Consider the following 11,486-nt stretch of genomic DNA (forward strand, 5'->3'; position numbering starts at 1 on the left):
AAAAACAAAGACAAGCCGGTGAATGGGCGTTGTAAGCTACACGGAGGCAAATCAACAGGGCCGAAAACAGAGGCAGGGCGCGAAGCTATTCGCGAAAGTAACCGAAGGAGGGCGAAGGAAAGACAAGCTTCTTCTGGTGAGTAGTAGGTACTTAAATCGAGAATCAATCTCTGTGTTTGTAAGATGGTGTGGGGGTATAGGGGGTTTTTGAACCTAGGGGGGTATCCGGTGGCGCATAACTCTCTTGAGTTCTCTGCCAGTAACTTTTTTCAGTGTTCAAAAAATGCATAGATGGTGGGAGGGGTATGCCTATTTTTTGGCGTGATCAGTATGTAAATATTTTGGTCATTTATGGGTTGCTCCATCAGCCCATGCAGATACTCAGATTAAGATGCTTTTTAGCTCAGACATTGGTGCTTGAAACTTTATGATTAATCCATCAGGCTTTGTTATCTCAAACTGAATTAATTTAATTTCGTCAGTTGCTTTAAGACCATTCTTGGTGATTGCGTCCTTTTGTAACGGCTTTGCCAGCCCTAAAGACTGTCTTTTGTTATTTAGTCGTGCTGGCTTTATTCCAATCTCCTTTAGAATCTCATTTTCAGGACATCCCGTTGTTTCAATAAGATTAAAAATAGCCTCCCAAATATCATCTGGCATTTTTTCAGCAGGGTTCTTTTTGTTCTTTCTCCATTCATCAATCATTGCTTTTATTTGACCAAGAGTTTGTTTTTGTTCTTCGTTCATTGGCTTTCCTCATTTGTTTTGTTGTCTTTGGTTTACACGGTTAGCGCGCGGGGCATGGAGTATGGGTTAACTTTGCAGAATAATACAGAATTTTAGTTGCAATTAGTGTACGCCATATTCCCAGAATATTGTGTCGTACAGTTCGTGGTTTTATTAATACGTGGCCTGAGTGTCTTATATAACTCCAACTGTTGCTGTCTTTGCTGTTGTATTTGCTCATTAAAACCCATTAACCCCTGTTTTAAATTATGCCTAAATTGGTCGTTGTTTTCCGATTTCACGCAGCCAACCAGAGAAAGCAAACATATAGATAAAATTATATTTTTCATTTTCACCTCAGAACAATTAGATAACTTACCTCTATGTAATAATGCTTATAGTCCGTGGTCTTATAAGTATATGGCGCATATTCATACATGTATGCGCAAAAAACATCCATCACTTATTAAAATAGGCACCATAATTAGAGAACTCCGTAAGGAAAATGGGTTTTCTCAAGAGTCTTTTGCCTATGCCGTTGGCCTTGACCGTACTTATATGGGATCGGTTGAGCGTGGGGAGCGAAATATAGCCGCGCTTAATCTTATTAAAATTGCCAAAACTCTTAGGGTGGAAGTTGGTGTTTTATTCCCTCCAGCTGAAAGCCTGCCTTCTGATTAAACCTTTCTCTGGAAAGCCTTATTGTTATTGTCTTTCGGTGGTCTACGCGTAGGCGTGCGTGTGCGTCATGGGGTTTCACTGATAATCAAAAGGGTAGAAAAATTTGCTCCTAATAGAGATTTTGGCCTTGCCGTGCCTATGCGCAAATACGAGCAGAACTATAGAAAAGCAATAATGTGGATTTTGCACCCCAAGTGAGGTACAATTATAAATAAGGTATTAATGAGGTTTTTATTATGAGTAAGTCAGCTTATGTAAGGGCGAGAATAGAGCCTGATTTAAAAACAGGAGTTGAGGCTATATTCAGTGAGTTTGGTGTAACTCCAACTCAAGTAATTACTATGCTTTATAAGCAGGTTTTAAGGAATCATGAAATACCCATTGATTTAAGCTTGCCAAATAGAGAAACAGCCAAAGCTATTGAAGAAGCCAGAAATGGCGAGGGTATTGTAAAGTGCAAAGACGTCGATGACCTGTTTAATCAATTAGGCATATGATGCTTGAGCCTATTTATAAAACGAAGTTTAAAAAAGATTTAAAGCTTATGGAAAAGCGCGGGAAGTCGATTGATAAACTTAAAACAGTTATTCGCCAGTTAATCGAAGAAAAGCCATTGGAGGCGAAATATAGCGACCACCCATTAAAAGGCAATTATGCTGACACGAGAGAGTGTCATATTGAGCCTGATTGGTTGCTGGTTTATTTAGTAAAAGGCGACTCCATTACTTTTGTTAGAACAGGCAGTCATTCAGACCTGTTTAAATAGCAATTGACCCGTGACGAACAATAACGAAAACAAGCGAAGGCACACGAATATGAGCGAAGAAAGTTCGTCACTTAGTACGCGAATGGCTGCGGAAATTGCAGGGTGCAGTGCTAGGCATATACAAAGCCTGATAAAGAAGGGAAAGCTTTCTGCATCAAGGGATGATGGCGGTAATTACCTTATAGATAAATCTGAATTTTATCGTGTATTTCCTGATGCGCACACCAAGCGAACAGTAGCGAACCATGGCGAACAAAGTTCGCGAAATGCTCTTGAGGTTGAGGTGAAATACCTTAAAGAGATGCTTGCTGAAAAGGCCAAGCAAAATGAGTTTCTTCATAAACAATTAGAAGCCGCCAGCACCGAGAAAAGCGCATTAATAGAAACCCTCGCCAGCAATCAAAGGCTTTTAGAACACACTGACCAGAAGAAAAAGAGAAAAAAGCTTTTTGGAGTGTTTTAGCGCATGTTACTTTAATATGGGAAAAATTAATTGAGCTTAGTTGCTGAAGAATATTAACGATATTTATTAATAACAATAAGGATATTTATTAATAACAATAAGGATATTTATGAACAAAAAAATACCACCACTCATGCTTTTAACCAATATTTTATCCATGGCTGCCATGACTGGATTTTCACAGTCCATAACGGCTTCTCATGAATTAGCTTGGGTTGGCACTCTTAGTGGCGGCTCGGTTTGGACGCAGAACGTTAACCAACAAACATTTTATTTAACACCAACAATAGAAAAAACATATTCCCCTCAAAAATCATCCCAAGCATTATTTAATGGAGAGATTTTTCTTGGCTTGCAAAAATCTTTAAATAAAACGATTAATATGCAGCTTGGGGTTGCAGCAGGAGGAGCAAGTTCGGCGAAGATAAATGGAGAGATTTGGACTGATGCCGACCCTGAATTCAATAACCATGCATATCACTATAAAATCCAACATGCACAGGTTTCTCTTAAAGGAAAGATTTTAACAGAAATGGCGCATGACTTACTTCCCTGGGTAAGCGGAAGTATTGGGGTTGGAATTAATAAATCCAGTTCCTTCAATAATATTTCGTTAGTTTGCGGAGAACTCCCTAATCCTAATTATACATCTGAAACCAAAAGCACTCTGACCTACGCTTTTGGTGCAGGACTACAAAAAGCGCTAAATCAACACGTTCAGGTGGGTATTGGTTATGAATTCTCAGACTGGGGAAAAAGTCAGTTAGGAGCAGCTCCTGAGCAAACCCTTAATAAAGGCTTGGGATTAAGTCATTTTTATACGAATGGCTTGTTCTTTAATTTAACGTACATCGCATAAGGATATGAGAATGGATTTTTCACGCATTAAAAATCAATCTATTGTTGGATTGAGTTCACTTTTCTTTATTACAGCAACTCAGGCAGGGACTCCTGTTTTAAATTTTAAGCTTAACGGCAATCCTGTGATTAATTTAGATGCCACAGGTACCGCCACGGTGAGTTACACGATAACCAATAATTCTAAAAAATCGCATCGTTTAGCCCTTTCATCAACAACCCCTACAGGGATTACAAGCTCAGGAGGGTTATGTGTGGTGGGAGGGAAAACCTCAGCAAATCCCAGTCCTACATGCACGCTTACGTTAACAATTAATGCAAGTTCCTTACCTGCTAATCACCTGGTTTGGGCACCCATTGTATGCGAAGCAAATCCCAATGGCACGCCTAATGCTAATCAATGTTTTGAGCCCTGTCATGATAAACTGGATATTACGCGAACCCACACTCCAAGTGCCACGACATTAAGCACCAGCATTGCACCTCCATCGATATTGGCTTTATCGGTAAAAAATATTGGCAAGAACCCTGCGTTAACAGGTAATGCACGATATGTAACCTTTACTAATACAGGGACTGTTACCGCAACAGGGCTTGTTGTTGCTGCCAACGGACTTCCTGCAGGGTCTGATGTCACAACCGTTCCAACCACCTGTGCAGACTCATTAGCCCCAGGCGCTACTTGTACCGTTACTGTCACACCAGGAATTGATTCAACCACTGATTGCAAAACAGGAATTCCACCTACTCCGGGCACGATTACTTTAAGCGCCAGTAACGTTGCTAGCCCCGCTATGACCAATGTTGCTGTATTGGATTATGGTTGCCAGTATCAAGGGGGGTTCCTTTATTCTGTAGATGATACAACCCCAGTTAATGGAAGCAGTGGTGGTAAAGTTGCATCGCTGGTGGATGTAGCAGAGCCTGAAATTGGCACAGGACCCCAAGCTACGAGTATTATCTGGAGCTCTAATGGATCTGGAGATTTATCTGCAGATGTAAGCCTTGATATCATTCCTTTTATCTTTGAATCCTATGTGGTAGGAGGATCTTATCTTGATGCAGAAGCGTATTTTAATTCAACTTACATTAATTATCTAATTTTCCCTTTTCCAGAGCAAAGTGCATTTACTGTTTGTAATGGCGAAACTGATGGGCAGTGCAATAGCAGGAATATTATAACATTCTATGACTCATTTAATACAAATTTTAATAATTCAGGAACCGCTCCTTTTATCCTCTCATCTGGCGCAACGAACCGAGAATATTATGCCGCGGGATTATGCACAAAAGATATTAATTCCTATTCTGACTGGTACCTGCCTGCCATTTGCGAAATGGATTCTTTGACAAGCAATGTTCAGTGTCCTTCTGGAGCCCAAAGTATGCTAGCGAATCTTTCCTTCTTAGTTGGAAATCCAGAGAACCCATTACCCAAAATATCGTGCAATCCTCTTTCTAGTGGCGTAGATTGTCTGGCCGGTTCATATTTTAGTTCCACTGGCCATGAGTATAACTTCTATTTAGGTGCGTGGGAAACAACCTTTGATGTAAACCAATTAAATGGTAACTCAGATTACTATTATAAGGCTGCACCACTTGGTGTGCGTTGTTCTCGGATTTTAACCTAAGAAGAAAATTTATTGGTAAGTGGTCTAGCCGATCCACTGTCCACTTATCAATATTTATTAGTGTATAATTTGGATTGTCTTTGTCTATAACATGCTTTTATCCCATTTAATATCATAATATAACAAAAACTAAAGATGTTTCCTTCTTCTTTGGCCGAATTTCAATTCTCATTCGCTAATATTGTTTCACCATAGTATTTTATTGATACATTACATTGTTAATAAAGGTACACCTTTACTTACATATCAATACCCTGCCCAATAACCCTCAATAAACTGTAAATAAAATTTATAAACATACCTTTATTGACAATGTAAATAAAGGTGATATGATTTGATTTACAGTTTAAAGATAAAAGGTGATGTAATGGGTATTTTTTGGTCTTGCGTGTTTACAGTCTTATGTACTTGCTCTTACTCAATTGCTTATGGATTTGAGGTAAACAAATACACGGTAATTTGCGCCAGCATTGCAGGTGCTCTAATTGGTCTTGATTTTAGGCTTCGTGAAATTAAAAACGAAATACAGGTAAACAGGGCTAGATTAAATTAAGGTGGTTATTATGACAGGGCAAAACATAGGTTATATAAGGGTTTCATCAGAAGGACAAAACACAGCAAGGCAACTTGAAGGCATTCAGCTGGATAAAGAATTTATTGATACAGCATCGGGAAGCACCAAAAATCGCCCACAACTCGAAGCGTGCCTTAACTACCTAAGAAAAGGCGACACATTACACGTTCACAGCATCGACCGATTAGCGCGAAATCTTATCGACCTACAAGAAATAGTCGATGGCTTAGTGTTTAAAGAAGTTAATGTTAAATTTCATCATGAAAATCTCACGTTCTATGGGGACGAAAGTCCTATGGCAACTCTGACTTTGCAGCTTATGGGAGCTTTTGCAGAGTTCGAGCGTAGAATGACTAAAACAAGGCAAAGAGAAGGCATTAATGCAGCAAAAAAGGTTGGTAAGCACTTGGGTAGGCCGAAGCTGGAAAAGTCGCTTGTAGAGACTGCTATGGGCTTTAAAACGGAAGGTTTAAGTGTATGTGAGATTGGTAGAAGGATGAATTTATCTAGGCCAAGTGTTTATAAGCTGCTTTCAAAATCAAAGTGATTGATTTTTAATCATTTTTTCTTTAATTAATTTGTAGATAGTATTCAGCTTTTACGCAGAAGGTAGTAAGATATTACTTAAGTATTTAGTGGTATTTTGACGCTATTACGACTCTCCAATCAAGGTCTGGCACCCTAGACAAGTTCTTGACCTTGATTGGCTGATGAAGTGCGTAAAGGTGCGTATTTTAGAGTAAAAAAATCTTTGATCAAGACTAAGTAAGACCTAAAGTTCAACAAAAGATTTTTTCATACATGAAATAACAGCGCTCCCTTTCCGTTATTATAAGCATTCGTTTTTGTTTATGTGAACACTTATATAAAAATATATTTATATCTTTATATCTTTATATCTTTATTGGCATAAAAATAAAGCATTAGAACTAATAACAACGCACTTCGATTAATAATAAAAATTAATTGAAGGTGACAACAATGGAAGTAAACAACAAAAAATCTCAGAAAGAGATTCAATTACCAGAAAAACTGCTCAAGAATTTATCTTTTAATCAAAAGCGCATTATTGAAGAACTCGCGAAGCACCCCGAAGGCATGTTCTCACGTCATCTCTCTCACAGAACAGGTATATCCAACAAGTCTGACACTATAAAGCATCATGTTCGCGAACTGCTCGCGAAGTATGGCCTTGAAGTTCGCACTAAACGAATACCCGAAAAAGCTCAGTGGCTATGGTCATTGAATTACATTTCTTCTGGAGAGTAATAAATGAACGAAAGAAGGTATGTAAGTAAAGAATCAAAAAGTGATTTTCTAAACAAGATTTCTCTATTAAGAGATAAGGTAAGCGGTAGATGCTAGTGCAGGTGATTAAATGACCGGCACTGCGGACACAGCGCCAAAGGTCAACAAAATACAGACCAATTATACACCACTAGACTATCAAGAGGTAGTGTTTCGTGCCAATCAATATGGCTGGCCTTCAATTGTAGCCCACTTTAACACACCGAGTGATTGCTTGACTGGCAAGAAATCCATTTGCCCTTTGTGTCATGAAAAGAAATTTAGATTCGTAATAAAGCCTGATGGAAGCTGCCGATACATTTGTATTTGCACAGGAAGTAAATACCGTGACGGTTTTTCGCTAATAGCCGAAATTAACTCCATTGATAACAAGGCAGCATTTAAAGCAGTTTCGGAGTTTCTTGGACTTAATAACAAGACCACAAGAAGCGAGGTGGAGCTTAACAAAAATATTGAAGCCTATAAAAAAAGACAGGAAGAGGCGGAGCAAAAACGGCAAGACAAAATTGTTTCGGATAAAGACACTGGCGAAGCACATGCAAAAGCAGTGCTGGCAAACTGTGAAATGGGCGAACATCAAGACTTCACAAGCAAAGGTTATAAGCATGAGGTATTAATTAATAAAAAGCTTTATAAAATCACTTACCAGAGAGTTAATGACAAAGGCATAGTTGAAAATAAAACCCAAACCGTTCCCATTGGTGCAGCAATACTCCCAATTCATGACATTGATAACCCAAAACGTATCATTTCATTTCAATTCATTAGTCCACATATAGACCCTCGAACCGGAAAACACCCAAAGCTGATGCTGGTTGACTCTGTTACTGCTGGATTTTGCATTATTAGGGGTGATAACTCACTTCCTTATGCCTCAGTAACTGAGGGCTATAGAACAGGGCTTGCGATTAACTGCTCTCTTGGGTGTACGGCAGTTGTTTTGTTTGATGCAAACGGAATTAAATCAAGAACACAGCGCGTTAAAGAACTGTTCCCCAATAAAGAAATTCTTATCTGCGGTGATAATGACGAAAGGAAAGGCGGTCAAAAAGCAGCCCACACAGCAGCCTTTCATACAAAATCAAAAGCAATAATCCCGCTTAAGAGTGGCACTGATTGGGATGATTACAGACAAGAGTATGGCGAGGAAAGTCTTCGTGCTGAGGTTAATCGCCAAATAACGGAACTAAGCTTTAAGCCTGTTGAAATTAAATCCAGCATCACGGGCATAAGTGCCAATCACTCTATACTTCTTCTGGCTAGTGGAGAGGGTGTTTCGTTTGCTGATGCGTTAATTAATTATTCTGGAAAGCAGTGTATTTGCCCTGTCTCTGGCGAGAAGGCAATCATCAATGCTGGCTCCATTTACTGCTATGAAACAAGGCAGATTATAACCCCAATCATTGCAAGCCTTTATGACGTTGAGTTAATCGCCAAGTACAAAAAACTCACCAGTACCCAAAAGCGCATAAAAGAGCTTTCCGACAACTCAGACCCAAAAAATGTCTATGCATTTACTACAGCAGTCTCGCATAGGATCGGTGCTGATATTCCTTCCTCGCGCTTCAAAGATTGGCTTTATTTAAAAGGCCGAGTTGCCGCCCCAGAGGAAATAATTAATTTCATTCAATGCCTCAGTAGAGCAAGGATAAATCAATCGAAAGGGCTTATAGCCCTAGACACAAAGCGATTTAAAAATCGAGTCCACTTGAAGCAAAAAAACGGACTTCTTGATTGGCTTCATGGGGTAGAGAAAGCAAAAAACGGTGAGTTTAAAATAGTTGCTGTAAAAGCCCATCACGGACAAGGGAAGTCCAAGGACTTCATGAAACAAATGTTTAATCATGCTCTTGGTGTTGGCGGTGCGGTAGCTATTGCCCATAGAAGAAAGCTTGTTACTCAATTAGCAGATGTTCTTGAATGCATTCATTATCAAGATGACAGAGATTATATTTCTTATGCTGGTGGCGTTAAAAACTTAGCCTGCTGCTTGCACTCATTCAAGCATGAGAAATTCTTAAATCATTTAGTTAATTCCCACTCCATATTCATAGATGAAGCCAGCCAAGCACTTAAAGCGTTTTATACGGACTCAAACATCGAGAAAGGTTTGGCTAAGAAATTCTCTGAGTCAGCCAAGAACGCTCAGTGTGTTTATCTTCTTGATGCCGACCTAACCGAGAATGATATAAAACGATGGGCAAGTCTCTTAGGTGTTAATGAAGATGAAATATTGGTTATTACTGCTGAGCCTCCAGTTAGAGATTTAACAGTTAACTTAACCTGCACAGCAAGTTTGAAGTACTTTAAAACGTCTATTGTTGAGTCAATAAAACAGGATTTAATGTTAGGCGTTCCTTGCGTACTGGCCGTTGAATCAGAGGCTGCGGCACGCTCCATTCATAAGTATTTTGAAGAACGCTTTTCAGATAAAAAAATCGTTTTACTTTCTGGAAAGTTACCAGCAGGAGAAATAGACCCTTTCATTGAAAGCATACAAGCTAAAATGGCATCTACAGACCTGCTAATTCATACCTCTGTTATTGGCACTGGTGTAAGCATTCAGCACGAGGATAAGCGATTTAAAAAAGGATATGGACTATTTACCGGAAGCATATTGAGTGCCACCGAATCATTGCAAATGCTAAGACGTTGCAGAGACGTTACTAGCTGGGAAGTTACCTTGCTTTGTCGCCCCGCAGAAATGTTTATGACAAGCTTCTACAAAGACATAGGTTCTCTTGAGCTTGCCAAAGTACTCCCTTTAGATGAAATAAAAAGCAGCGTACTCATGGAAAGAGAACAGAACAAATCACTGTTTATCCATGCATTCAGAAACCTTCTTGAAGAATACAGCATTAAGTTAATCGAACACTGCGACTTGCCAGAGTATGAGATTGATGGCTTAGTGCCTTCATCAGAACTTAACGAAGAAGACATAAAAGACCTTCTCAAAGCAAACCCATGCTCACTAGATAAGGCAGAACTAGCAAGACAGAGAGGCTACAAAAACCGCGAGGAAATGCTTAATTCTAAATCGGCACTATTAGCCCATCATTACAAAACAAGTCGCATAGGGGTTGATGAAGCCGAGCTTGAATGTGTTCCTGCATTAAGACATTCAGCAATAAAAATGGAAATTGTTGTTAGCTTATTACGTGGCGAAAAAGGAGAGACTGTTAAAGGGCTATTAAATAGCTCAGGAGTATCACTCGACCTATTCAAGAAGCAACGGCTCACGCAAAAACAAATAAAAGCACTGAGAGACGGCATAGCCAGAAAGTGTGCGGAGTTTTGGAGGCTTGGGCTTATTAAGGAGCGATACGCCAAGCCAGAAAAGATTCCCGAAGAAACACCCATCAAGTTTATCAAAGAGGTACTTGTTAGCTGGGGATTGGTGGTTGAAACGACTAGAGGCAGAGCAAACGATAGAGAAAGGCTACTTGAAATTAGCGTACCAACACCATTAGCTAGAAGACTAAGCCTCGATACTCGAACAGAGAGGGAGGTTTTACAGGAAAAAGCATTAAAGCTACGAAAGGAAGGATTAAGCATAGGCGGTATAGCAAAAGAACTAGGTATAGAGAAGTGGAGAGTGCAACGAATTATAGAATCGTAGCAAATGTACCCGCTTCGGTAGTTTATTTATAAGTTAACTCTCAAAGCGGGTACAAATGCTACGGTCAGTAAATAAACAATAAGCCTTAGATAAGGTCGTAGCAAATGTACCCGCTTCGGTAGTTTATGCCATTAAGGAAATAACCCTTTTCTGGTAAGTTAATTAACCACTGCTAGGGAGTTTTCTACCAAATACGCACTAGGAGTTTTTAGACAATTATGTGCGCGTGTGCATGATGGGGTTTGGTTTCTTTAATTTCGCACCCAATACGCGCAAGGTGGTTGTTTCCAGGAGTTTTCGGACTAGTACGCGCAGATGCGTGTGGGCGTGCGTCATGAGGTATGGAGTCTGGCTTAAGGTGAATTACTTCAGTCTACATACACACGCTCGTCATGGGGTGTGGAGAATAGTTTTCGCAGTATATGCGCAGGCGCGCATCAAGGGGTGTGGAATAGTAACGCGAAACTAGAGAGTTTTTGCAGTCTATAAAAAGAGTGTGTTAGATGGCTAAAGCGGCTCATATTACAGGCTAATGCAAGGCGCGTTTTGGACTAAAGCATTAATTCATAAAAAGGGAGGGGTGGGAACATTGGTGATTAATCGTGCGTTGTGGGGTATGGATTTAATAATTTGAAAAGGAGTTGATGATGTTTGGATTAATTAATATTTCACTGATGGCAAACGATCCTCGTTTACCACGAAAGGAACGTGGAACGTGCAATGCAACTACGCGAAGAGGTACGCCATGCCAAGCCCCTCCTGTTTGGGATAAAAACAAAGACAAGCCGGTGAATGGGCGTTGTAAGCTACACGGAGGCAAATCAACAGGGCCGAAAACAGAGGCAGGGCGCGAAGCTATT

General features: G+C 39.8%; 12 protein-coding genes. 11 read left to right on the forward strand and 1 reads right to left on the reverse strand.

What is annotated here, in order from left to right; all coding sequences use genetic code 11:
* Positions 1–144, forward strand: a 144-nt coding sequence (locus Lfee_RS17860; protein ID WP_414092957.1) for an HGGxSTG domain-containing protein, incomplete at its 5' end; no start/stop codon positions are given.
* Positions 145–381: 237 nt separating this feature from the next.
* Here Lfee_RS17860 and Lfee_RS05040 read toward each other — a convergent pair.
* Entirely contained in the window at positions 382–747 is a 366-nt protein-coding gene (locus Lfee_RS05040) for a hypothetical protein (protein WP_058444530.1), read from the reverse strand.
* A 420-nt stretch (positions 748–1,167) separates the two neighbouring features.
* Here Lfee_RS05040 and Lfee_RS05045 point away from each other — a divergent pair, with 420 nt between their 5' ends.
* From Lfee_RS05045 to Lfee_RS05090, 10 genes are all read left to right on the forward strand, one after another.
* A complete protein-coding gene (locus Lfee_RS05045) occupies positions 1,168–1,407 on the forward strand; it encodes a helix-turn-helix domain-containing protein (protein ID WP_058444532.1) in 240 nt (79 codons plus the stop codon).
* Between the two features lie 236 nt (positions 1,408–1,643).
* Positions 1,644–1,904, forward strand: a complete 261-nt coding sequence (locus Lfee_RS05050) for a type II toxin-antitoxin system RelB/DinJ family antitoxin (RefSeq protein WP_058444534.1) — start codon at positions 1,644–1,646, stop codon at positions 1,902–1,904.
* The gene (locus Lfee_RS05055) at positions 1,901–2,173 is read left to right on the forward strand and encodes a type II toxin-antitoxin system YafQ family toxin (RefSeq protein WP_330981744.1); all 273 of its coding nucleotides are present in this window, start codon (positions 1,901–1,903) and stop codon (positions 2,171–2,173) included. The genes Lfee_RS05050 and Lfee_RS05055 overlap by 4 nt, the downstream gene beginning before the upstream one ends.
* Positions 2,174–2,222: 49 nt before the next feature.
* Entirely contained in the window at positions 2,223–2,636 is a 414-nt protein-coding gene (locus tag Lfee_RS05060; RefSeq protein WP_058444539.1) for a helix-turn-helix domain-containing protein, read from the forward strand.
* A gap of 109 nt (positions 2,637–2,745) precedes the next feature.
* Positions 2,746–3,495, forward strand: coding sequence for an outer membrane protein (locus Lfee_RS05065; RefSeq protein ID WP_058444540.1), 750 nt, complete (start codon positions 2,746–2,748; stop codon positions 3,493–3,495).
* A gap of 10 nt (positions 3,496–3,505) precedes the next feature.
* Entirely contained in the window at positions 3,506–5,125 is a 1,620-nt protein-coding gene (locus Lfee_RS05070; protein WP_058444542.1) for a hypothetical protein, read from the forward strand.
* Positions 5,126–5,688: 563 nt separating this feature from the next.
* Positions 5,689–6,246, forward strand: coding sequence for a recombinase family protein (locus Lfee_RS05075; RefSeq protein ID WP_058444544.1), 558 nt, complete (start codon positions 5,689–5,691; stop codon positions 6,244–6,246).
* A 434-nt stretch (positions 6,247–6,680) separates the two neighbouring features.
* A complete protein-coding gene (locus Lfee_RS05080) occupies positions 6,681–6,968 on the forward strand; it encodes a hypothetical protein (RefSeq protein ID WP_058444546.1) in 288 nt (95 codons plus the stop codon).
* Positions 6,969–7,077: 109 nt separating this feature from the next.
* Complete coding sequence (locus tag Lfee_RS05085) at positions 7,078–10,626, forward strand: toprim domain-containing protein (protein ID WP_058444548.1); 3,549 nt, start codon at positions 7,078–7,080, stop codon at positions 10,624–10,626.
* 647 nt (positions 10,627–11,273) lie between these two features.
* The coding region (locus tag Lfee_RS05090; RefSeq protein ID WP_238584865.1) for an HGGxSTG domain-containing protein at positions 11,274–11,486 on the forward strand (213 nt) is incomplete at its 3' end.

The sequence above is a fragment of the Legionella feeleii genome, from assembly GCF_001467625.1.
Classification (GTDB): Bacteria; Pseudomonadota; Gammaproteobacteria; order Legionellales; family Legionellaceae; genus Tatlockia; species Tatlockia feeleii.

What these genes read in the sequence shown, in the direction of transcription:
- Lfee_RS05060 (WP_058444539.1), top strand. Translation starts at nt 2,223, where the DNA reads ATGAGCGAAGAAAGTTCGTCACTTAGTACGCGAATGGCTGCGGAAATT.
- Lfee_RS05050 (WP_058444534.1), top strand. Translation starts at nt 1,644, where the DNA reads ATGAGTAAGTCAGCTTATGTAAGGGCGAGAATAGAGCCTGATTTAAAA.
- Lfee_RS05070 (WP_058444542.1), top strand. Translation starts at nt 3,506, where the DNA reads ATGGATTTTTCACGCATTAAAAATCAATCTATTGTTGGATTGAGTTCA.
- Lfee_RS05055 (WP_330981744.1), top strand. Translation starts at nt 1,901, where the DNA reads ATGATGCTTGAGCCTATTTATAAAACGAAGTTTAAAAAAGATTTAAAG.
- Lfee_RS05085 (WP_058444548.1), top strand. Translation starts at nt 7,078, where the DNA reads ATGACCGGCACTGCGGACACAGCGCCAAAGGTCAACAAAATACAGACC.
- Lfee_RS05065 (WP_058444540.1), top strand. Translation starts at nt 2,746, where the DNA reads ATGAACAAAAAAATACCACCACTCATGCTTTTAACCAATATTTTATCC.
- Lfee_RS05075 (WP_058444544.1), top strand. Translation starts at nt 5,689, where the DNA reads ATGACAGGGCAAAACATAGGTTATATAAGGGTTTCATCAGAAGGACAA.
- Lfee_RS05080 (WP_058444546.1), top strand. Translation starts at nt 6,681, where the DNA reads ATGGAAGTAAACAACAAAAAATCTCAGAAAGAGATTCAATTACCAGAA.
- Lfee_RS05045 (WP_058444532.1), top strand. Translation starts at nt 1,168, where the DNA reads ATGCGCAAAAAACATCCATCACTTATTAAAATAGGCACCATAATTAGA.
- Lfee_RS05040 (WP_058444530.1), bottom strand. Translation starts at nt 747, where the DNA reads ATGAACGAAGAACAAAAACAAACTCTTGGTCAAATAAAAGCAATGATT.